The organism is Myroides marinus, assembly GCF_900109075.1.
Lineage (GTDB): Bacteria > Bacteroidota > Bacteroidia > Flavobacteriales > Flavobacteriaceae > Flavobacterium > Flavobacterium marinum_A.
The window spans coordinates 71,542-95,327 of the sequence record NZ_FNYS01000003.1 but is presented as its reverse complement, the minus strand read 5'-3'; the positions used below and the strand labels follow the sequence as shown (position 1 = coordinate 95,327).

Genomic DNA, 23,786 nt, shown 5'->3' with positions numbered 1-23,786 from the left:
TTCTTTTCTAATGTGAAGATATTAAATAACTTCGGCACTAACAGCGCTCCTAATAAAATAAAAGCTACCCTTATAAATAAGGGTAGCCAAACAAATTAATAATTATACTAGATATGGATAATGATTATTCTATTCTTATAGTTGAATTAATAACATAGAAGGAGCATTATTCAGCCAAGTTCTTCTTTCTTCTACTAAATCTTTCCAACTATCTAAGCTTATAAGCATCAGGTCAAATTCTTCAATAAATTCCTTATCGACTTCTTTCGCACTAACTATCCTAATGTGATTAGGTTTAAATTGTTCAATAAGACGTATTTGCTCTTTAAATTCAGGGTAATTTTCTAACTGTCCTGTAGCATCTAACACTGTTATTTGGGCATCACTATTGCGAATCCACTTTTGTGCGTAACTTAAAAGCTTTAAATCTTGTTTTGAGAATACTGGTAAAAAGATTTGCTCTACTTTATCAAAATCTTTATTAATAAATACTCCTACAGGAACTTTAGATCTATTTAGTATTTGTTGAGTTCGTGCATTAAACCATGAGTTCTCGAAGAACTTCTCTTTTCCGATTACTTTATTTAATAATACATCTGGATTAATAATACGTGTAGTAAACCCAAGTATATTTCCTAAAAGTGATCCACGGTATATAGAATATCCCATTTCTATTAATAGTAAATCACTGATTTGTTCATTGACTACATTGACTACATCACTTTCTATATCATTAGACACTTTATAATATGTCTGCACTTCTTGATCTAATACAGTTGCCTCTTCTTGTACTGCCTCAAATATCTCTCCCTCATATTCTGTAGAAGTAAACGCATTTACCTCATTACTTTCGACTAAGTGCATCGCTGTTATTCCTGTGTCAGCATTATTCTTTCCTACAAAACTACTTGCTAGCCTCATTAAAGGCGCTAAGCTTGCTTTATTTTCAAAAAACAAAGACACTTGGTATTTTCCTAGATTAGGCGTTGTAGCACTTGTTTCTTCATCCACTAAGGGTCCAAATATCTTCGCTATAAGATCTAATACAGGTCCTGTCATAAATGTAGTCGCTAGAGCCATAATTACCATCATGGCAAACACCTCTCCTGTCAATACTCCTAAATCAAAACCAATATTAAGAACAATCAACTCCATTAGTCCTCTCGTATTCATAAGAGCTCCAATGGTCAAACTATCTTTCCAGGAGATACCCACGATTTTCGCAGTTAATGCACTTCCTACAAACTTACCGAGAGTTGCAACTAAAATAATTATACCTGTGACCTTCCATAAATATGGCTCATTAAGCAATCCTATTTCTGTACGTAATCCTGTATAGACGAAAAATAGTGGTAAGAATAATACAACAGCGATATCTTCTACTTTCTCTATAAAGATATTTCTGATCTTCATATTGTCAGGCATTACAGCTCCCATCATAAACGCACCAAATAACGCGTGGATTCCAATAACCTCTGTACAATAAGCAGAAATGATTAACGTCAATAAAAAGATTGCAACAGTTCCTTTTGATAATAAATTACTAGCTGATTGATATTTAGCGATTCGTGCTAAAAAAGGCTTAACAAGTTTCAGCATAACAATTACATAGATAATTGCTAATGCCATTATATATAATGAACTTACAAAGCTACCTGCCTGAACAATAGCAATAACGGCTGCTAATAAACACCAAGCTGTAATATCGTCTGCTGCTGCACATGTAATAACTATAGTACCTAGTCGTGTTTTCTGCAGTCCTCGTTCTTGTACAATACGTGCAAGTACTGGAAATGCTGTAATACTCATCGATATCCCGAGAAATAATCCAAAAGAAAGAAATTCAACTCCCGTTGGGGCAAAAGACGTAAATATATAATACGCTAATGTCATCCCTAAAGCAAAAGGTATTATAATACTCGCATGACTAATAAGTACAGCATCATGAGCTTTATTTTTTAATACTTTTAAATCTAATTCCATCCCTATGACGAACATGAATAAGATCAAACCTATTTGACTTAAAAAACTAAGATTACCTAATGACTGAACAGGAAATAAGGCTTCTGAAAATTCAGGAAAATAAGCTCCTACAAAAGAGGGACCTAATGCTATACCAGCAATAATTTCACCTATTACTGAGGGCTGTCCTATTTTCTTACAGATCCAACCAAAAATACGAGCAACTAGCACAATAGTTACAATCTGTGCTAATAATAACGCTAATGGTAAATTAAGATTATCCTGTATAGTACTTAAAAAGTTTTCAAATACTGTTTTATCTGATACCACTTTAACAACATCAGATTCTAAGCGTACTCCTTTAGAAACTACCCAATACATTAAGGCAGAACACCCTCCTATAATAGTGAAATAAAGAAGGGAATTTTTAAACTTTGACATACTATTTACTTTTTTATTCTTGACAAACTTCTAAATATTTAAGTTGACAAAATGCAAATATGAGTCCAAAGCATTCGATGTTGTAATGAAATTATATTTTTATGTAATGAATTTTAAATCTTCTCTAAAAAGTCTGTCTTATAAGTCATCCCGAGTGTGAGTTCTAGTGGCTTTCCTTCTAATGTCTTAATCATGGTTGTAATCAAATCATGGCTAAAAAAACGAACAATTCTAAGAGCAATCAACTCTCCTTTGTTTATCTGACAAAATTTACTTGATGGCAATACTGATACGAATTTATCTAATGACATATTTTTAGCTACTATCACTTGATTATTATCTAGATAGACATCTTTATCCCTACTATCTATTTCATTTGTCTTTATATACAGTATATCAGAAAAGTGTAATAATGCTTTTCCCTTATTAGAATTAATAGTCATAAAGCTTACATCCTCTATTGGCTTACACTGGCGCATAGCCTTTAGAACAGCCTTGTGCAGACGTTCTTTCTTAATAGGTTTTGCGATATAATCTATAGCTTCAATCTCAAAGGCTTCTAAAGCGTATTCTTTATATGCAGTAACAAATATTACACCTTTATTATGAAGTAACTGTGCCACACTTAAACCATCCATACCTGGCATATTAATATCTAATATTGCCACGTCAAACTCCAATTGTGGTAACTCTTCTAAAAACACCGTTGGGTTATCATAGGTTCTAACGACTTCGATTTCTTCTATTTGCTCACATAGCATCTTAAGATACTTAAGCCCAAGCATCTCATCATCGAGTAATATGCATTTTAGTTTTGAAATCATGTAAATTAATTTTTAAGTGCATTGAATATATAGAATCGTCTTCACTCTTCTCTAGTTTAAATGTATTACCATAAATTAGCTCTAATCTTTTATTCAAAGCTGTAAGACCATATCCTCCTTTGTCTTTAGTCAAAGTCTTTTTGCGAGATTTTTTATTAGAAACTAATAAATCAAATTGGTTATTTTTAAGCTTAAACAATATTGAAATAAATGCATCAGAACTAGCTAAATCTGCGTGTTTAAACGCGTTTTCTATCAACTCTACACACAATAAAGGAGCTATTAGATCTTCGTGATACAGTCCTTCATTTTCTCCTATACTTGAGCGAATGTCTAATCTAAAAAGAGGATTTAACTTTATTTTATTTATATCTATTAGTCTTAAAGTAAACTCATGCTCTTCTTTTAAAGAAACCATCTTACGCTGGCTATCATATAGAATATAATCTAAAACTCCTGCCATCTTATCAAGGGCATAGTATGTTTGATAAGCATGTGATTGAATAGAGTTTAAAATGTTCTTAAATAAATGTGGATCTAATCTTGACTCCAAGTTTTCTAACTGTAGATAACGTATTTTAGAGTCAAACAATTGTTTCTCTTTTATCAACTCATTGCGTTGAATACTACTCAACCGAACTGAATAGATTAACCAACCAATAATTACCAATAAAAGAAAGATTATAATATATAGAAGAGTTTCCATTATCCTAAACGTTTACACAAAACTAAAGAATTAATTTGATTATATTCATTAGAAAAAAACATCTGTAATTACACTACCATTCCATAAAAACAGTATTATAAACAGTAATTTAATACTTAGGCAACATTAAATTCGCAAACTGACCAAATTTAGCAATATATTTTTACTAAAAACAAACGTGTTTACTCTTCAAAAAAACAATAAAATCACTACTAACAAACTTTAAATTCAATCTATACTCATTTTTACAGAAATAATCTAATAATCTACAAAAAACACCATAAAAACAATAATTTTAACATAATTAAGTATCTTAGCCACAGAAAAGAAAACAAATAAAAAACACATCACTATGATTATCTTTAAATCGGATTTGCAAGACCACTTTGCAAGATTAAATGAAAAACAAGAGAGTAAAAACACCACACAACAAATACTTTCTTACTTATCTCAAAGCATTGTTACCCCAATAGGATTCTATGGCGTACTTGAGAACAATCAAATAGATAATATACTAAGTATTAAAAAGACACTTATCAATCTTTTTGTAGATATAAAGTTAGAAGTCTTAAACAGTGTACATTATCTAACAAATGATCATCTACAGGATTTAAACAAACTTAAAATTCTATTTCAAATTAATGAAAATGAGCTTCTAAACTACAAGACCTCAGAGATTCAAGATATTATCTCTAAACAGGTCTACTCATTAGAAAACAAAGAAGAAATTAAAAGCTCAGAAATTAAGGACAATTTAAATGGTCTTAAAAAGCTATTAGGTATCCCTACATTAAACCATAACAAAACATGTATCGATACTTATTCAATTATAGCTTCCTCTACAGAAGCTCTAATCTAACTCAACAATAGCCAAACTCACAACAACAAAAACAACAAATACTGTTTAGCCAACAGCAAATTTGTACACTATTCAAATCTTTAGTCCCCAGAATGTGTATAAAGAAATAATAGCTAATATTTTGGTATGCTTTTAGCAGTATAAGTACAAATAAATTACCTCGATGAAAATACCTAAAATACCAAACCAAATATTTATCCTTTTAGTAGCTATCTTTATAACCTACCACGCGTTAGATTATCTCTACATTCAAATACTAACTGGGTCAGATACTTCCTTTAAAATAGCACTTCTCATATCTACCTTATCACTCAGCCTTACCCTGTTTGCCTTTACATTTTTTATTTGGTATCTCGTAAATCTTTACAAACAACAGTAGTAAAAAACTATAGGCACAAAAAAAGCTCCCCTTCAAATGAAGAGAAGCCTTATATTATAATAACTCTTTATAGAGTATTTATTAGCTATTTAGCATTACTGGCATTACTAACATAGTAACAGTTTCGCCTTCTTCTAATCCATCTACTGGAGTTAAGATACCTGCTCTATTAGGTAATGACATTTCTAAAAGAATATCATCAGACTGCAAGTTATTCAACATTTCTAGTAAAAATCTAGAGTTAAATCCAATTTGCATATCGTCTCCTTGATAATCACAAGTTAAACGTTCATCAGCTTTGTTTGAGTAATCAATATCTTCAGCTGAAATGTTAAGCTCTGTACCAGCCACTTTTAATCTAATCTGGTGCGTTGTTTTATTTGCATAAATAGACACACGTCTAACAGAACTTAAGAACTGTGTTCTGTTGATTAAAAGTTTATTTGGATTCTCTTTAGGAATTACAGCTTCATAATTTGGATACTTACCATCGATTAAACGACAAGTTAAAGTATAGTTTTCAAAAGAGAACTGTGCATTAGATTCGTTGAATTCAATACTAACATCTGCTCCTAACGCCATTAAAATACTCTTAAGGATAGTAAGAGGCTTCTTAGGCATGATAAAGCTCGCTTCGTTTGAAGATACGATATCCGTACGAGAATATTTTACTAATTTATGTGCATCAGTAGCAACAAAGATTAATCCTGATGGTGAGAACTGAAAGAATACACCAGACATAACTGGACGTAAATCATCATTTCCTGCAGCAAATATTGTTTTGCTAATTGCTGTTGCTAATACTCCAGCAGGCACTTCAGTTTTAGAAGGATCTTCTAAAGACTCAGCTTTAGGGAACTCCTCTCCTTGTGCATATGCTAATACGTATTTACCTACGTCTGAACTAATTTCAATCGTATTGTTTTCCTTAACTGAAAAAGTCAATGGCTGCTCAGGAAATGTTTTTAAAGTCTCCAACAATAATTTTGCAGGAACAGCTATACTTCCTTGACTTGTAGATTCAATTTCTAAAGTAGCAGACATTGTAGTCTCTAAATCTGAAGCAGATACCTTTAATACATTATTATCTAACTCAAATAAGAAGTTATCTAAGATATGTAAGGTATTACTACTGTTTATCACACTACCTAGAACTTGTAATTGCTTTAACAAGTAGGAACTCGATACTATAAACTTCATACTATAATTGTTTTTTATGTAAAAATACTTTTACAGCTACAAATATATCCGATTATTACCAATAATAAAAGGAATATTACTTTACTTTTTAATGAATTTTCGTTTTCTTACAAGAATAAATATACATCCGAAAATAACAACTAAGACAATAGGGATTACTAAAACCTTCATTTGAATAGAGGTATATTGTTGTTCCACTCTTAATTTATCAAGCAGTGGTATCTTAACCTCTTTGGTTCTCAAATTGATAAGCCCAGTATCGTCTAATAAGTAATTCACAGAATTTAACAACAACTCTTTATTTCCATAAAGCATATTTATCCACTTGTCATACCCTAACTCTAAAGGCATTCCTTTATCATCTAACTGATTTTTTATAATATCTCCATCAGAAATAACAATCATCTGAGTATTTACACTCTCTGAAAGTGGTTTATCAACTGTAAAAGGCATAACTCTATTCTTATACACTGAAGGAAAATTACCTTCCAACAGTACTCCTAAAATATAACTTCCTTTACCTTGATAAGATTCAGGTGTTGTTTGTTCATTAATTACCTCAAAACTAATTTCATTTGGTGTCCCTACAAGACTTGAATATTTAGAAGACTTTGCTAAAATTGTCTTTTTCACACCATTTTTCAAAGTATCTATAGGTGAAGTAAAATCATATTTTACTCCTTCTATATTTTTAACTATAGGGTGTTCTGAATCTGGATAAACAAATGGTGCAAACTTCCATAAGAAATCACTATATACAGTCTCACTACCTTGTCTTCCTGAAGCCAACTTAATCTTAGTACTGATTTCATCTTTCACTAAGACAGGGTTAATACGTACACCATACTTAAACATAAGTTCACCTAAGCTTTGATCTTTAGGATAAGCTAACATCCTCCCATCTCTCCTTAAGCTATCAAAATCTGCCTGTACTTGATCTATTAACCACAGTGTCTTACCACCATTCATCACATACTGATCTAATACCCCTATTTGCTCTTCTGAGAACGCTTTAGTTGGTTTTGCTATAATTGCTAAATCATATTCTTTTAGTTGCTCTAATGTCTTCTGTGGCGTTTTTGCTACAGAGTCTAAAGTAAAAGGAGCTATGTGATAAGACTCTCTCACTGTCATTAGAAAATCAGCTATATAAGCATCGTCTAATTCTCCATTCCCTTTTAAAATAGCAATTTTCTTACTTTTCTCTTGCGTTACCTTATTAATAGCTTCTGCAAAAGCATATTCTAAGTGTTGTACAGATGAGATTACTTTCTCTTCTGTATTAGCACCCATCATGTTTTTTAATAGCTGTACCCTTGTTACCTTTTCTCCTTGACTTACTAATGCCCAAGGAAAAACCAATTGTTGACTTTGTGCTCCTTTATCGTTTACAGTTATGGTAACTGGTTTTAGGCCATAATCATATAGTTGCTCTATTATACCTTTTTTACTAGGTCCTTCCTCATTTGGATCAACAAACTTAAACTTGACATTAGAATTTCTAGACTCTATTTCTTCTAAGAGTTGCTTTGTCTCATTTTGTAATCTTCTAAATTCTAAAGGAAAGTTCCCTTTTAAAAAAACCTCTACTAATACAGGCTCTTGAGTTCTATCAAGTATTCCTAAAGTACTTTCTGAAAGAGTATATCTATGATCTTGAGTAAAATCAAATCTTTTATAAACATAAGTACCTACAACATTAAGCACTACTAGTACTACAACCAAACGGATGAGTAATTTGATATCGTTTTTATAAAACTTCTTCATTATTTACGCAGTGTTTTAATTTTAAATACTGTTATACCTAGACATAAAATAGTCATTGAAGCGAAGTAGATTAAATCTCTAGTATCAATAACTCCTTTAGAAATACTTCTAAAATGATACAAAACACCTATTCTTTCAAACCACTCTCCAAACAAACTTGCCATTGTATCAATACCTAAAGAAAAGAATAAACATAGTACAACACCGATGATAAAAGCGACAATCTGATTTTCTGTTAAAGAAGAAGATAGTATTCCCATAGAAACATAGCAACTTACTAAGAACAGCAAGCCAATAAATGATCCTATAATATTGCTATAATCAATCTGCTGACCTTCTAACACTAAGTCTTTCAAAATAAATACATAAACGATAGTAGGAATAATCGCAAGGAAAATTAATGTAAAAATCCCTATAAACTTACCTAATACAATTTGCCAAACAGACAATGGCTTAGTTAGCAACAATTCTATCGTACCATTTTTTATCTCTTCAGAGAAGCTCTTCATACTTACCGCAGGAATTAAGAAAATAAGGACCCAAGGTGCTAAGTAAAAAAATGGAGACAAATCAGCAAAACCACTTTGCAACACATTGTATTCTCCTTCTATAAACCACAGTAAAATACCATTAATAACCAAAAACAAGGTAATTACTAAATACCCTGTCAATGAACTAAAAAAAGCTTTAATCTCTCTAAGACTGATTGCCTTCATAAACTATATTTATTTAAGTGTCACAACTTTATCAACACTCCAAGCTTCTGCTCTCTCTTTGAATAAAGTCTTTGTATACGGCCAAATTTCACCGAAAACTTCAGATTTTTTATAATCTTCTAAGTTACTTTCATCTTCCCAATAACTATAAGTAAAGAAGATATTTGTATTCTCTTTATCTCGATACACTTCTAAGAATTGGCATCCAGGATAATGACGAACCTTATCTTTAATAGTCTCAAAATGATCTAAAAAATCTGTTACCTTATCTTCTAGCAAGGTCAGCTTTACAATTCTTATAAACATAATTATAGGTTTAATATTGTGTATCTGGGTCAAATTCTATGGTTACAGTGTCATTTAAATTAAAATTCATTAGTTGACGTGGTGTACCCCCATGTGAATCTGGTTTTGAATAAAACAGCGTGATTGTCAACAGGTTTACATCATTAAAAAGCGCAACCAATTCACCAGCTCGCTCTTTTAACGTAGCCCTATCACTTATTTTAAAATCAGCGTAATATTCGTTAATTCTATTTATTCTGTAATCTTTTACTCGGATAATAAATTCTCTCCCACCAGAGACTACATCATAATCACTTCTATGAATATTAGTCACTAAGTTTCCGTAAGAATCTTCATAAATAATTTTACCAGTAATTTTATGTGCTTGAAGTGACACATTACTAGCCAATCTGCTTGGACTGTAAATAGCTTCTACAGGCGTTCCTATTTCTTCTAATTTTCGACCTTCACATAATTGATATGCACAATACACAAAAATATCATTAGACTTCATCATACCATCATGCTTGATGTATACTGCTTTTTCATATTCTTCTTCTCCTAAGATTATACTCATAATCCCGTTATCCGCGGTAATAAAGTAATGTCCATCATACTCTACGCATAATGCTTTAGTATATTCCGTTACAGTAGCATCTACTGCTATGATATGAATAGTACCTTGTGGAAATTTATTAAATGCTGCTCCAATAACGAATCCAGCATCTTCAGTATTATATTTTTTTATTTCGTGTGAGATATCAACTAAATTACAGCCAATGATATTTGAGTATATCTTTCCCTTTAAAGCCCCTACATAGTGGTCCCGATATCCAAAATCTGTTGTTAGTGTAATTATTCTTTGCATTATTATTTTTCAATATATTTTAAGAAAAATGATTTTTTTATAGTAGATTTGAATATACAAAATTAGATTATTTTTTTTAATTAACTCCATTGGTATTGAACGAAAGGATAATAGAATTAACCGATTTTAGCCCTAAAGATTTTTGGGGTCCACAAGACACTCATTTAGATATACTTAAGAAGTTATATCCAAAGATTAAAATTGTGACAAGAGGATCTCTTCTTAAAGTTTATGGTGATCCCGAAATATTAGACGAGTTTGAAAAAAGTTTTGACCGTCTATTAAAGTACTTTATAAGATATAATCGAATAGACGAGAATATCATAGAAAGACTAGTTTTAGACAGTGCTCCTACTTCACTACCCTCTGATGACATCTTAGTACATGGTGTATCTGGAAAGCTTATCAAAGCCATCACTCCTAATCAACAAAGACTAGTGAAATTCGTAGAAAAAAACGATATGGTTTTTGCTATTGGTCCAGCTGGTACAGGTAAGACTTATACTGGTGTAGCACTAGCTGTGAGAGCGTTAAAGAATAAGGAAGTTAAGAGAATCATTCTTACTAGACCTGCTGTAGAAGCTGGAGAAAACTTAGGATTTCTACCAGGGGATATGAAAGAGAAGTTAGACCCTTACATGCAGCCCTTATACGATGCATTAAGGGATATGCTTCCTCCTCAGACATTAGACGACTACATCTTGAAAGGGGTTATTCAGATTGCTCCATTAGCATTTATGCGTGGTCGTACTCTAGATAATGCATTCGTCATTCTAGACGAGGCACAGAACACAACTCATTCACAAATGAAAATGTTCTTAACTCGTATGGGAAAACATGCTAAATTTATAATCACTGGTGACCCTGGTCAAATAGATTTACCGCGTAAAGTATCTTCTGGTTTAAAAGAAGCACTTTATATTCTAAAGGATGTCGAAGGCATTGGTATGTTATACTTAGATGACAAAGATATTGTACGTCATAAGTTAGTGAAGAAAATAGTAGAAGCTTATAAAATAAGTGAAGAAAGACCAGACAGAATGTCTATAGATGAGTTAAAAAAAATGGAGGGTTAAGCCCTCCATTTTTTTTTATTTCTTTATTTTATTACATATTGTAAGTATCTCTTAAGAACATAAGTTTTTGTTTCCCTTCTGAATACAAGAACAAATAATCCTCTTTTAATTCAAATCGATCACAACTATCTAATACAGATAATAGTTCTTTCTCTTTTTGATACATATCTGTTACATATTCTGGAGACAACACTACTTTAAAGAAGATACTATCCCCCTCACATCTCACATCTCCATATATCATATGATTACCTCCACTTCCTGAGAAGCTTCTTGTATTAATATCAATACATATCATTGGGATCTGATTAATTCCCAATTCTTCTACTCTCTTATCTTCATACGATTGAAAAATCCAGTTCCCAGATAACTTATCAGTATATAAATAATGCCCAAAACAAGCGAAATCTAACACTTCTTCTTGCTCACTTTCTTTATTCTTTATCAAACGAACAGCTACAGAATGATCAAATCTACCATCAGCAAAATCTCTTGCTGTTTCATCTTCATAAATAACGATCTCTATCTCCTCGTGTTTAGTCTGAGATTTATATATTCTACTCTCCCCATCCACTAATGGCTCTACAAATGGAAATATTATCTTTTGATTAGGTTTAGTACTTGAATAAACAATTCCTTTTTTTCCAATAGAAACAACTTGTGGTAAATCTTGAGCTACAGCCTTAAAAAAAGTACCATCTAAATCATTCTTGCTTAATAAATCAATCTGTTTATTATTAGCTTCTTTAAAGCTTTTATCTTTTACTTGATCTACTCCACACGAAGGAAATAACGAAACGGTTAATGCCAATATCATAATCTTAATTTTACAGAGTACAAAGATAAATCCTACTAACTACTTAAATAAATTATTCAATCTTTTTTAGTATTAATTTAACTCGAAAACTCCACATTTATTGAATTCTCATCTAATTTGTCTGTGCAAAGATATAACAACATTAACGGATCCACATTTACACTCTTTAAAATTTGTTATAACTATAACAAAATATTAGTAAAAACTCACAAAATGCCCTCATTAATAATTCTTGATTAAGGCAATTCATAAAAACATAACCTACTTATTTTCAATTAGTTTTAACAATATCAACAAATTTACCTGTAATAACTTCTAATAAATCATTAGGATTTATGCCTATACTCAATCCTTTTCTCCCTCCACTAACATAGATAGTATCCAAAGATCTCACTTGCTCATCTATAAATGTAGGATATAGTTTCTTCATCCCTATAGGCGAACACCCACCTCTAATATAGCCAGTAATTGCTAATAAATCTTTTACAGCTAGCATCTCTATCTTTTTCTCTCCACACGCTTGTGCTGCCTTCTTCAAGTCCAATTCATTGTTTATAGAAACTACAAAAACATATATAGCATTCCCTTTTCCATGAGCTACTAATGTCTTTAATGACTCAGATTCTGATATTCCTAATTTATCACATACAGACTTACCATCTATCAACTCATCAGTAATATCATACTCATACATTTGATACACAGTTTTCTTACTATCTAATATACGCAAGGCATTCGTTTTAGCTACTTTCTTACTCATTTATTATATTTCTTCTAGAATATTGAGTTGCTAATGTATTACTATTTTATAACAATGTAGTCTTATACCCAGTCTGTCTTAAGCAGAACATAAAATCGTCCTGATTACTACACACGCAGTAAATATTTAATGTTGAACCAATTACTTTCTTAAAAATTGGTTTAAAGCTTTTTGGTAAAGTGCCATAAAATTCATCTAGATTAGACAACTTATATTTTGGGTCTATATCTACTGCTACTAACACCACAAACTCATGTGATTTTAATTCGATTGGTAATTTCATAGTTTTTTATATTAAAGGTTATAACGGCAATTTATAAAAAAATTCATTAATTTTTCATATTCATTAAAAAAATCACAATCAAAAAACAACAATTAATCAAACACATTTACAAGCCTTTAGATCACAATACTTCAATATCTAACCACTAAAAAAACATAAATTATAGTTATTAACCGTAAATTGTGGAAAAAAAATTTACATTTGTACGAAATAACTCAAGTAAGCATAAATAACAACTTAGTAAATGCAAAACATTCCTAGTGTTGACTTACGTGATTTCCTATCGGATGACCCGGTACGTAAACAAAAGTTTGTAAATGAAATCGGCCAAGCCTACGAAGAAATTGGATTCGTAGCATTAAAAGGACACTTTTTAGATGATCAATTAGTTGAGAATCTATATAAAGAAGTTCGCAATTTCTTTAATCTTCCATTGGAAACTAAAAATTCTTATGAAGTTCCAGGTATTGGAGGACAGAGAGGATATGTTTCTTTTGGTAAAGAGCACGCTAAAGGAAGAACTGAAGGTGACTTAAAAGAATTCTGGCATTTTGGACAATATGTTGACAATGATCCAGCTTTAGAAGCCTCTTATCCTGCAAACGTAGAAGTAAAAGAATTACCTCAATTTAATATTGTAGGTAAAGAAACGTACCAAATGTTAGAAAAAACTGGTGTTTACGTATTACGTGCATTAGCTTTATTCTTAGGTTTAGACGAGTTCTACTTTGATAAGTTCGTTAAAAACGGAAACAGTATTTTACGTCCAATTCACTACCCTCCTATTAAAGATGAACCTAAGAACGCTGTAAGAGCAGCTGCTCATGGAGACATCAACTTGATTACTCTACTTATGGGAGCTCAAGGTAAAGGACTACAAGTACAAAACCACGATGGGCAATGGATCGACGCAATCGCTGCTGATGATGAATTAGTAATCAATGTAGGTGACATGTTATCACGTCACTCTAACAATAGATTAAAATCTACTATTCATCAAGTAGTAAACCCTCCTCGTGAATTATGGGGAACTTCTAGATACTCTATTCCATTCTTTATGCATCCTGTAAGTACGATGCCTCTAAACTGTTTAGAAAACTGTATCGATGAGAACAATCCTAAGTTATATGAAGATATTACTTCAGGAGAATTCTTACACCAAAGACTAGTTGAATTAGGTTTAATTAAATAATTCATCCTAATTAAGACATATTCTTAAAAGAGGGGGCTTTTTACCCCCTCTTTTTTATTTTTTATAAAGTACTATTTAAAGATTCATTTTTTTACACTTTATACCAATAAATTTTAACACATTTCGTACCTTTACGTATAACCGAATGAGGCAGTTCATGATAACTTAATGAATTGTCATTTTTATCATTATTATAAAAGCACCATATTTCATACCTATATGAGTAAAAAGTTAAATAGTTTAGATGCCCTAGGAGGATTTGTATTCTCTACAAATAAAGACTTTGAATTCGAACAAGAAGAAGCTACAGAAACTCTAGCTCCACACCTTCAAAAACTAGAAGCACATATAGATAAAAAAAACAGAGGCGGTAAAGTCGCTACTGTTATAAAAGGCTTTGAAGGAAATGAAGAAGATTTAAAAGATCTTGCTAAAAAACTAAAAACACTTTGTGGTGTAGGCGGAAGTGCTAAAGACGGCGATATTATCATCCAAGGTAATTTTCGCGACAAAATAATGGATTATTTAATAAAAGAAGGCTACAAAGTAAAACGTGTAGGCGGCTAATTAAAAATTTAATATTATGAAGATTAAATCATCTGAATTAATTCTAAACCCTGATGGTAGTATCTACCACCTTAATTTAAGACCTGAAAATGTAGCTAAAGATATCATTTTCGTAGGTGATCAAAACCGTGTTGACAGAATCACTAGACACTTTGATTCTATTGAGTTTTCAACACAAAAAAGAGAGTTTAAAACAACAACAGGAACTTATAAAGGTAAGCGTCTAACAGTAATCTCTACTGGTATCGGACCAGACAATATTGATATTGCAGTTAATGAAATAGATGCTCTATTTAATATCGACCTAGAAACAAGAGAAATCAAGAAGGAACTTACATCTGTAAATATTGTACGAATTGGTACTTCTGGTTCTTTACAGGCTGATATTCCTGTAAACAGTTTTGTGTTATCTCAGTACGGATTAGGATTAGACAACGTTATGCGTTCATACCTTATCGAAGAAGTAACTGATGTAGCACTAGAAGATGCTTTCATCTCACACACTAATTGGGATTTAAGAAAAGGTCGTCCTTATTTTATCAAAAACAGTTCTGAGTTAGAAGCTAAATTAGAGAGTGAATTAACTTTCAAAGGAATTACTGGTACAGCTGGTGGATTCTACGGACCTCAAGGACGTGTACTACGCCTTGGTATTCAAGATCCTGAACTAAACCACAAAATCGACAACTTCAAATTTGGAGAATATCGTATCACAAACTTCGAAATGGAGACATCTGCTATCTATGGTCTTTGTAAACTACTTGGACATCACGCAGTATCTCTTAATACAATAATCGCTAACAGAGCTAACGGTACATTCTCAGAAGACCCTTATGCTGCTGTTGACAAGCTGATTATCTATACATTAGACAAACTTAGCGCAAATTAATATAGATTACCACTATTAAAAAAGCTACCATCTCTGGTAGCTTTTTTTTTACCCTTTCACCTCGTCCTGCTATAACAGTACAGCTATAGTTAATAATCCTACTTAGTACTATACAGTATTTATTAATCCTATCTAGCCCTATCATAACTGTACTATTATTAAATATCACACAACCTTTACTACTCAAAGCTGTAAATAACTAATATTCTCTATTACTCATCTCCATTTATATATACACACTGATAATCTCCAAAACTTGCTCTTTCCCTAAAAATAGTACATTTCTCTTCTATCAATTACAAAATAAGTCTACTTATTATATATGAAATATAAATGACGAAAATCAGCTATTCTGACACCTAAAATGAGTCTATTTAGAAGTTATTCTACTTTCGTAAAGAAAATATTCAGAATAATTCCAAAAATATCACTAATAGGTTTTAAATTCTCTTACATAAAAGTCAGTGAAAATTACCATATATGACACTAATGTTTTTATATCTTAAAATTATAGATATAAACATAATATTTTAATAAAACACACAACTATTTTCACATATTTAATCATATCCAATAATTTTATTTGACTCTTTCAAATAATTATACTTAATTTAAGGTGCTTAAAATTTTTATTTGAAATGACGAAAGAAGACTCGAAATTAGAGAGAATAAAATACGCACCATATAGAGAGCGTATTGTTTCAGCTGAAGAAGCGGCTCTCTTAATTCATGACCAAGCTGTAGTTGGAGCTAGTGGCTTCACTAAAGCAGGAGATAGCAAATCTGTACTACCTGCATTCGCTTTAAGAGCAGCTCAAGAAAATGTTGCTATTACTTTAATTACTGGAGCATCTCTAGGACAGACTACCGATGCAGATTTAGCTACTAATAATGCTTTAATCCGTAGAATGCCTTTCCAAGCTGATTCTGTACTGAGAAAGACAATCAACAGCGGACAAGTAAAATATATCGATCAACACTTAAGTGAAACGATCGAACAACTTCAGGAAAAACACATTCCTCAAGTAGATATCGCTATAATTGAAGCTACTTATATTAACGAAGAAGGATTTATCATTCCTACCACATCTATTGGTAACTCTGCATACTTCGCTAGTGTAGCTCGTAAGATTATTATCGAAGTTAACACTGCTATTCCTCTAGAAATAGAAGGTGTACATGACAATAGTGTTCCTAAAAAACAACCTCGTAGAGAGATTATCCCTATCCATACAGTAGAAGATAGAATCGGAGAAACTTTTATCCGTCTAAACCCAGATGACGTTATCGCTGTAGTATACTCTAGTATAGAAGATACTCCTGCTCAACTTCCTGAACCAGACGTTAAGACTTCAGCTATTTCTGGACACTTACTTAGATTCTTTGAAGAAGAGGTAAGAAAAGGAAAGTTAACTCACTCTCTTTTACCATTACAAGCTGGTATTGGAAAAGTAGCTAATGCTGTACTTACAGGTTTTATCGATGGGCCATTCCACGATTTAACTATGTACTCAGAAGTATTACAAGACAGTACTTTTGACCTAATTGACTCAGGAAAAATGACTTTTGCTTCAGGTTCTTCTATCACAGTAACAGAAGAGTGTTACGGTAGAATTATCAATAATTTCGGTCAATATAAAGATAAACTAGTATTACGCCCACAAAACATTAGTAATGCTCCTGAAGTAATCCGTAGGTTAGGTATCATCGCTATCAATACAGCTATTGAGTTTGATATCTATGGTAACGTTAATTCTACGCATATCGGAGGTAGCAAAATGATGAATGGTATCGGTGGGTCTGGAGACTTTGCTCGTAATGCATACCTAAGTATCTTCGTTACTCAAGCAGCTTCTAAAGAAAACAATATTTCTCACGTCTTACCAATGGTATCACACGTAGACCACACAGAACACGATGTGGATATCTTAGTAACAGACCAAGGTCTAGCTGACTTAAGAGGTCTTTCTCCTAGAGAGCGTGCAGAAGTTATCATTGAGAACTGTGTACACCCAGACTACAAAGCAGAATTAAGAGATTATTACGAAAGAGCTAAAGAAAGACAAGGACATACTCCTCACCTTTTAGAAGAAGCTTTCAAATTCCACATTCGCTTCCAAGAAAAAGGTTCTATGAAGCCTTAATATATCTAAAAAACTCTACTCAAAATGATGTAGAGTTTTTTTTTGTTTTACCCTTATTTTAATGTAGAAAACAACACTCATTTTATTATCTTAGCACAAAAATGTAGTACGATATAAAATGGCAAAAGTTAATATTATAGGGGTACCAGAGCACTTTAATCTCCCTTGGCACCTATGTATAGAAAATGGTGAATTTGAAGAACTTGGCATTAATTTGCAATGGACTGATATCCCGGAAGGGACAGGTAAAATGTGCCAAATGCTAAGAAACAATGAAACTGACTTAGCTGTAATACTTACAGAAGGTATTGTAAAAGATATCTCAGAAGGTAATCCATCTACAATTATTCAAGAATATGTAGCCTCACCATTACAATGGGGTATTCATGTGGCTCATAACTCTCCTTTTAATAAAGTAGAAGATCTAGAAGGCAAACGTATAGCTATAAGCAGATTTGGGTCAGGATCACATCTAATGGCTATCGTCCATGCTCAAAAAATGGGTTGGAGTATAGATAACTTACAATTCGTAATAGTTAATACCTTAGATAATGCAGTAAAAGCATTAACTGAAGGAGAGGCTGATTATTTTATGTGGGAACATTTCATGACTAAGCCTGTTGTGGATAAAGGTATTTTTAGACGATTAGGAGACTGCCCTACTCCATGGCCTTCATTTATAATAGTTGCCAACAATAGTTTTTTAGAGAAAAATAAAGGTCTTATTAATAATCTTCTTGACTGTATTAATACTACAACAGCTGAATTTAAAATGATTCCTTCCATAGACAGAACATTAGCTACTAAATATAATATTGAAATAGAAGATATTAAGGAGTGGATGAATATGACAATTTGGTCTCAAAGACAATTATCTGAAAGACATTTTAACAAAGTACAACAGCAATTAATAGATTTAGGTTTAATTACAAATACTATTAATTACTGTGATACCGTTTTATAATATAGTTCTGTGTGTAAACTAAGATGAATATCAATACTGAATCAACAGGAACTACTCCTGAGAAAAAATGGCTTAAGTATCTAAGAGTCCCAAAACCTTGGGATAATATTATCATACTTATACTTAACGTACTTATAACCATCCCTATATTCATCATTGTTCATCAAAATATAGATGATCCCAATTGGCCTTATCAGTTAGATCGTATTATTCTATTCTTATCGATAGTAAGTATCTTACAATTCTTACTTCAAAAAATGAAGTTAGTCTTAAATATACTTATTGGTGTCTATCTAATAGTTTTAGTAGTAGGATCCCTTTTTGGAGGATATGGATACAATGCTGTATTTGAAGATTATAAAGTTATGATATACGCTATGGCTGAAGATCCTAAACCGCAAGATCTTATTATATCTAAACTGTTACCCTTCCCTAACAAGAACAAAATTATCACAGCTATAGAATATGATAAACCAGAGGTTAGAAACTATGCATTAGCTACTACTCGTAAACATTTTACAACTGTTCCTAACTTTCATCAGTATAGACAGATTATTCAGGCCTTAGCTATCTTTAAAGAAGTACGTACGAAATGGAATTACGTTAACGACCCTAAAGGAAGAGAATATATAGCGTCTGCCTCAGAATCACTACAGCATTTCTCTGGTGACTGTGATGACTATTCTGTACTAATGGCTGGTCTTATAAGAGCTATAGGTGCTACACCTAGATTAATACATACTAAAGAACATATGTATCCCGAAATGCTTATTCCTAACAAAGGAGACTTAGATCAGGTGATTTATTTAATTAAGGAAGTACTGTTTAAAGAAGAAAGCAAAGGGAAAGAAATACACTACCACATTGACGAAAGAGGCCAAATATGGCTTAATTTAGACTATACTGCTAGATATCCTGGCGGACCATTTATGTCCGAGGAGATACTAGGACAACTCACATTTAATTAAAACCAAAACAATATGGAAATCGTTAATACTACAGCTTTAATAGCTGGTTCAATATATGGAGCACTCGCTATTATACTTGGCGCATTCGGAGCGCATGCTTTAAAAAAACACATGACTGCAGAGAGATTAGAAAGCTTTGAAGTAGGTGTAAAATATCAAATGTATCACGCTATATTTTTAGTCGTACTAGGTTTAATGCCTGCACAACTAGATATCAGAGGTGCTATTAATATTATTATCATTGGTGTTTTCTTGTTTTCATTTAGCATCTATGGATTAACATTAAGTGCTACTTTCAAAAAGAAGATAAAAATTCTAGGACCTATTACTCCTATAGGAGGACTTTGTATGGTTATTGGTTGGGTAATGTTATTAATACAATTTATCAAACTCTTATAGTTTTTTTGAACTAATCTTACATTTATATACTTTTTTAAATATATTTGTTTGAAATGCATAATACTTAATTGTGTAACTATAACTATAAATAAAAACTATACATGAAAAAAATCTTAACAGTACTTGGTGCAGTTGCTATATTAGCGTCTTGTAATAAAGAAGCTACAGGCTACACTATCACAGGAGAAACAAAAGGTCTAAAAGACGGAGACAAGGTTTATATTGAGAAAATTGATATTGCTACTGGTAATGCCGTTGCTATTGATTCAACTGAAATAAAAGACAATGCTTTTACTTTTAAAGGAACAGCTACTTTATTAGATCAAAACTTCATCAATTTTGGAAAAGAAAAAGGCAGACTACCTTTCGTTCTTGAGAATGGAAATATTGTTGTGCACTACGATGTTGATAAAATAGAAAACAGTTCTGTAACTGGTACTAAAAACAACGATGAATATTCTGCGTTTACTAAAAAGACAGATGAATTAGAAAAAGCTATCTATCAATACCAAGGAGACAATCAAGAGGCCTATAAACAAGCTGCTGAAGCTAAAGATCAAGCTAAGAAAGATGCTATTATCAATGGTTATATGGCACTAGCAGAAAAATATGAAGAGTATGTAGAATCATATATTGATGCTAACCCTAGCAACTTTACAACTCTTACTTATTTAGCTAAAAGTACTGATCAATACCTAAAAGAAGAATTACAAGAGAAATATGGCAAAATAGATGAAACCTTAAAACAATCTACTGTTGCTAAAGCACTTAAAACAGCTATAGACGCTATCCCTGATGCAAAAGTAAAAATCGGTGATATTGCTCCTGATTTTTCAGCTAAATCTCCTGAAGGAAAAGAAATATCTCTTAAAGAAAGTTTAGGTAAGATTACTATTATTGATTTCTGGGCTTCATGGTGTGGACCTTGTAGATCAGAGAACCCTAAAGTAGTAGCTCTATATGAGAAATACCACGAACAAGGATTAAATATTATAGGAGTATCTCTAGATAAAGACAAAACTAAATGGGTAGATGCTATCGCTGCTGATAAATTAACTTGGAATCATATATCTAATTTAAAAGGATGGGAAGAGCCAATTGCTCAAGCTTATGAAGTAAAAGCTATTCCTGCTACTTTTATCTTAGATGCTAATGGTAAAGTTGTTGCTAAAAACCTAAGAGGTAAAAAATTAGAAGCTAAAGTTCAAGAGTTATTAAAATAATTCTTTGATTGCAATATAATACACAAGGGCTACAGAGATTCTGTAGCCCTTTTTTTGTTAACACCTATCCTATCTCGTATCTATAATTTTGTTATATTTAGTTTTTCAAATATCCTATAAAACAACATATAATGAGAACAATACCTTTGATCTTAACAGCCTTATTATTAATGAACTTTACCATAAAAGATAAAGGCTATGTAATAAAAGGAACTACCAAAAATATCCCTCAAGGTGAAATGATCTACCTAAAAGTATTAGATCCAAATACCAATTCTTTCAATGCCATAGATTCCACTCGTTTAAAGAACGATCGCTTCCAGTTCAAAGGAAGTACTACCTACCCTTCTTATGCGTTATTAGAGCTTTCTAAAGACGCTACAGAGATAGTAGTATTAGAAGATGGTGAGATTGTCTTTACTTATGATTACAATGATGAACTAGGTACATCTACAACAGGAACCAAGAACAACAATCAATTAAACTATTTTCACAATAGCATTAAGAAAGTACAAAAAGAAGCTAACAAATACAGAGATGATAATCAAGACATTCTAACGAAAGCTATTACTGATAACGATCAAGTTGTGTTAGAGAGACTTTCTTCTGAGTTTAAAGTATATATAAGCCAGATTAATGATATCATCACTACTCAATTAAAAGATTATAGTGATTCTTTTACTTCAGCTGTAATATTATATCAAAGATTAGATAATAAAAATATAGATCCAAAAGAAGCTAAGACATACTATGATAGATACAAAGAAAATATTAAGCATTCTAATATTGGATTAGGGATAAAGAAATTGCTAGAAACACCTCCTGAGACAAGTACTCTAGTTAAAGTTGGTGATAAAGCTATTGATGTATCTGGACAAAATCAAGAAGGAAAAGAGATTTCATTATATAATAGCTTAGGAAAAGTTACCTTATTACATTTTTGGGCTCCTTGGTGTCCTTCATGTCACGAGACATTACCTATTATCAGAAACCTTTATCAAGAATTTCACGCCCAGGGTCTAAACATCTTTAGTATTGCTCTAGATGAAGACAAACAAGAATGGATTGATACTATCGTTAAAGAAAAACTAAATTGGAATCACATTGCTAATCTATATGAGATTCAAATACAATACGGAGTTAAAAACATCCCTACAGTGTTTGTTCTAGATAAGAATGGAAAAGTAATAGACATTAACCACTTAGATAACAATGTTTCTGAAATAATTCAACAAGAATTAAATAGACAATAACATAAGGATTATTAAATACTTAAAAGGTATTATTTGCTATACTTGATATTTTATAAATATTTTGTGTAACAAATAATACCTTTTTACTACATATAGACATGAACAAAAATCTTGAACAAGAATTCGTTGCACTTTTGGATAAGAATCAAAATCTTATCCACAAGGTATGTCGACTATATACAGTCGACGAAGCAGCTCATAAAGACTTGTTTCAAGAAATATCTATTCAACTTTGGCATGCCTACCCCAAATTTAGAGGTGATTCTAAATTCTCTACATGGGCTTATCGAGTAGCTTTAAACACTGCAATATCTTTATATCGCAAAAAAACACGTGAGGTGAATACTATACCTTACGACACAGCCTTCTGCAAATTTGAGTATACAGAATACAATTATCAAGAAGAAGAGCAGTTAAAATTGATGTATAAAGCTCTACAACAACTAAACGACATAGAAAAAGCTTTGGTATTTATGTATTTAGAAGATAAGGACTACGAAGAGATTGCAGAGACTTTAGGTATTAGTGAAGTTAATGCAAGGGTTAAGATGAATAGAATAAAAACCAAACTTAAGAAGATATTAAATCCTTAGACGAATAAGAATTATGGAGGAGCTAGATTTATTAAAAAAACATTGGAACAACTCTCAGCAGTTTCCAAAAGTATCGACAGAAGAGATCCACAAGATGATTCACAAGAAATCATCTTCTATTGTAATGTGGATTTTTATAATAAGCATCATTGAATTTTTAGTACTTAATTGCTTTAGTTATTTCTTCATTACAGAAGACTCAAAGGAAAGTGTAGGTCCTTTGTACAGATTCATGATTACCAATCTAGATTGGCTTTCATTAGGAGTTTCTGTTGTTTTCATCTACCTATTCTATTGTAATTTCAGAAAAATAAGTGTTGCTGATTCTACAAGAACATTAATGAAAACTATTCTAAACACTAAAAAGACTGTTAACTACTATATCTATACAAATATCACAGTCTTCATCATTGCTTTTATCATTATGCTAATTGATATTTTAACTATAGATGATAAATTAACTCTCTCATCTGCATTAATAAGTATTGGTGTTGTTATCATTATCTGTGGTATATTCTTAGGTCTATTGTGGATATACTACAAACTTATTTATGGTTTCTTAATTAAGAAATTAATGAAAAACTATAAAGAACTTGAAAAAATAGATTACGAATAAAACTATCTCCGTTATTTTAATTAACTTACACAAAA

Annotated in this window: 24 protein-coding genes; 13 read left to right on the top strand and 11 right to left on the bottom strand. The window is 31.7% G+C overall.

Annotation, left to right across the window (positions count from 1 at the left end; all coding sequences use genetic code 11):
* Positions 1–135 precede the first annotated feature (135 nt).
* The 3 genes from BMX53_RS04965 to BMX53_RS04955 form a co-directional block, all read right to left on the bottom strand.
* A complete protein-coding gene (locus BMX53_RS04965; RefSeq protein ID WP_074744906.1) occupies positions 136–2,403 on the bottom strand; it encodes a cation:proton antiporter in 2,268 nt (755 codons plus the stop codon).
* Between the two features lie 113 nt (positions 2,404–2,516).
* A complete protein-coding gene (locus BMX53_RS04960; protein WP_038988044.1) occupies positions 2,517–3,227 on the bottom strand; it encodes a LytR/AlgR family response regulator transcription factor in 711 nt (236 codons plus the stop codon).
* A complete protein-coding gene (locus tag BMX53_RS04955; RefSeq protein WP_038988045.1) occupies positions 3,193–3,933 on the bottom strand; it encodes a sensor histidine kinase in 741 nt (246 codons plus the stop codon). Before BMX53_RS04955 ends, BMX53_RS04960 begins: the two co-directional genes overlap by 35 nt.
* A gap of 352 nt (positions 3,934–4,285) precedes the next feature.
* Between BMX53_RS04955 and BMX53_RS04950 the strand changes: the two genes are divergently transcribed.
* A complete protein-coding gene (locus tag BMX53_RS04950; RefSeq protein ID WP_074744904.1) occupies positions 4,286–4,792 on the top strand; it encodes a hypothetical protein in 507 nt (168 codons plus the stop codon).
* A gap of 460 nt (positions 4,793–5,252) precedes the next feature.
* Here BMX53_RS04950 and dnaN read toward each other — a convergent pair whose 3' ends face one another.
* The 5 genes from dnaN to BMX53_RS04925 form a co-directional block, all read right to left on the bottom strand.
* Positions 5,253–6,371, bottom strand: coding sequence for a DNA polymerase III subunit beta (gene dnaN, locus BMX53_RS04945; RefSeq protein ID WP_038988047.1), 1,119 nt, complete (start codon positions 6,369–6,371; stop codon positions 5,253–5,255).
* 81 nt (positions 6,372–6,452) lie between these two features.
* Complete coding sequence (gene gldG / locus BMX53_RS04940; protein ID WP_074744902.1) at positions 6,453–8,138, bottom strand: gliding motility-associated ABC transporter substrate-binding protein GldG; 1,686 nt, start codon at positions 8,136–8,138, stop codon at positions 6,453–6,455.
* On the bottom strand, positions 8,138–8,854 hold the full coding sequence (gene gldF, locus BMX53_RS04935) for a gliding motility-associated ABC transporter permease subunit GldF (protein ID WP_074744900.1): 717 nt from the start codon (positions 8,852–8,854) through the stop codon (positions 8,138–8,140). The genes gldG and gldF overlap by 1 nt, the downstream gene beginning before the upstream one ends.
* 9 nt (positions 8,855–8,863) lie before the next feature.
* Positions 8,864–9,160 carry a putative quinol monooxygenase gene (locus tag BMX53_RS04930; protein WP_038988050.1) on the bottom strand — a complete coding sequence of 99 codons (297 nt, stop codon included), beginning with the start codon at positions 9,158–9,160 and terminating at the stop codon, positions 8,864–8,866.
* Positions 9,161–9,170: 10 nt separating this feature from the next.
* The gene (locus BMX53_RS04925) at positions 9,171–10,007 is read right to left on the bottom strand and encodes an SAM hydrolase/SAM-dependent halogenase family protein (RefSeq protein WP_074744898.1); all 837 of its coding nucleotides are present in this window, start codon (positions 10,005–10,007) and stop codon (positions 9,171–9,173) included.
* 95 nt (positions 10,008–10,102) lie between these two features.
* On the opposite strand from BMX53_RS04925, the gene BMX53_RS04920 reads away from it, so the two are divergent.
* Positions 10,103–11,083 carry a PhoH family protein gene (locus BMX53_RS04920; protein WP_038988052.1) on the top strand — a complete coding sequence of 327 codons (981 nt, stop codon included), beginning with the start codon at positions 10,103–10,105 and terminating at the stop codon, positions 11,081–11,083.
* A 31-nt stretch (positions 11,084–11,114) separates the two neighbouring features.
* Here BMX53_RS04920 and BMX53_RS04915 read toward each other — a convergent pair whose 3' ends face one another.
* The 3 genes from BMX53_RS04915 to BMX53_RS04905 all read right to left on the bottom strand — a co-directional run bounded on the left by BMX53_RS04915 (position 11,115) and on the right by BMX53_RS04905 (position 12,943).
* Complete coding sequence (locus BMX53_RS04915; protein WP_038988053.1) at positions 11,115–11,900, bottom strand: hypothetical protein; 786 nt, start codon at positions 11,898–11,900, stop codon at positions 11,115–11,117.
* Positions 11,901–12,171: 271 nt separating this feature from the next.
* Positions 12,172–12,660: a Cys-tRNA(Pro) deacylase gene (gene ybaK, locus BMX53_RS04910; protein WP_074744896.1), complete on the bottom strand. Its 489-nt coding sequence runs from the start codon at positions 12,658–12,660 to the stop codon at positions 12,172–12,174.
* A gap of 46 nt (positions 12,661–12,706) precedes the next feature.
* Positions 12,707–12,943: a hypothetical protein gene (locus BMX53_RS04905; protein WP_038988055.1), complete on the bottom strand. Its 237-nt coding sequence runs from the start codon at positions 12,941–12,943 to the stop codon at positions 12,707–12,709.
* Between the two features lie 244 nt (positions 12,944–13,187).
* Between BMX53_RS04905 and BMX53_RS04900 the strand changes: the two genes are divergently transcribed.
* From BMX53_RS04900 to BMX53_RS04850, 11 genes are all read left to right on the top strand, one after another.
* Complete coding sequence (locus BMX53_RS04900; RefSeq protein WP_074744894.1) at positions 13,188–14,135, top strand: isopenicillin N synthase family dioxygenase; 948 nt, start codon at positions 13,188–13,190, stop codon at positions 14,133–14,135.
* Between the two features lie 219 nt (positions 14,136–14,354).
* Complete coding sequence (locus BMX53_RS04895; protein WP_038988057.1) at positions 14,355–14,702, top strand: translation initiation factor; 348 nt, start codon at positions 14,355–14,357, stop codon at positions 14,700–14,702.
* Positions 14,703–14,718: 16 nt separating this feature from the next.
* Positions 14,719–15,591, top strand: coding sequence for a nucleoside phosphorylase (locus BMX53_RS04890; protein WP_038988058.1), 873 nt, complete (start codon positions 14,719–14,721; stop codon positions 15,589–15,591).
* 638 nt (positions 15,592–16,229) lie between these two features.
* Positions 16,230–17,735, top strand: coding sequence for a succinate CoA transferase (locus BMX53_RS04885; protein WP_038988059.1), 1,506 nt, complete (start codon positions 16,230–16,232; stop codon positions 17,733–17,735).
* Positions 17,736–17,853: 118 nt separating this feature from the next.
* Entirely contained in the window at positions 17,854–18,699 is an 846-nt protein-coding gene (locus tag BMX53_RS04880) for a substrate-binding domain-containing protein (protein WP_074744892.1), read from the top strand.
* A 23-nt stretch (positions 18,700–18,722) separates the two neighbouring features.
* Positions 18,723–19,667: a transglutaminase domain-containing protein gene (locus tag BMX53_RS04875; RefSeq protein WP_038988061.1), complete on the top strand. Its 945-nt coding sequence runs from the start codon at positions 18,723–18,725 to the stop codon at positions 19,665–19,667.
* A gap of 12 nt (positions 19,668–19,679) precedes the next feature.
* Positions 19,680–20,066 (top strand): DUF423 domain-containing protein, encoded by a 387-nt coding sequence (locus BMX53_RS04870; RefSeq protein WP_074744890.1) that lies wholly within the window; start codon positions 19,680–19,682, stop codon positions 20,064–20,066.
* A gap of 101 nt (positions 20,067–20,167) precedes the next feature.
* Positions 20,168–21,289: a redoxin domain-containing protein gene (locus BMX53_RS04865; RefSeq protein ID WP_038988063.1), complete on the top strand. Its 1,122-nt coding sequence runs from the start codon at positions 20,168–20,170 to the stop codon at positions 21,287–21,289.
* 131 nt (positions 21,290–21,420) lie between these two features.
* Positions 21,421–22,542: a TlpA disulfide reductase family protein gene (locus tag BMX53_RS04860; RefSeq protein WP_074744888.1), complete on the top strand. Its 1,122-nt coding sequence runs from the start codon at positions 21,421–21,423 to the stop codon at positions 22,540–22,542.
* Between the two features lie 98 nt (positions 22,543–22,640).
* Positions 22,641–23,135: an RNA polymerase sigma factor gene (locus BMX53_RS04855; protein ID WP_063175787.1), complete on the top strand. Its 495-nt coding sequence runs from the start codon at positions 22,641–22,643 to the stop codon at positions 23,133–23,135.
* Between the two features lie 13 nt (positions 23,136–23,148).
* Positions 23,149–23,751 (top strand): hypothetical protein, encoded by a 603-nt coding sequence (locus BMX53_RS04850; protein ID WP_074744886.1) that lies wholly within the window; start codon positions 23,149–23,151, stop codon positions 23,749–23,751.
* Positions 23,752–23,786 lie beyond the last annotated feature (35 nt).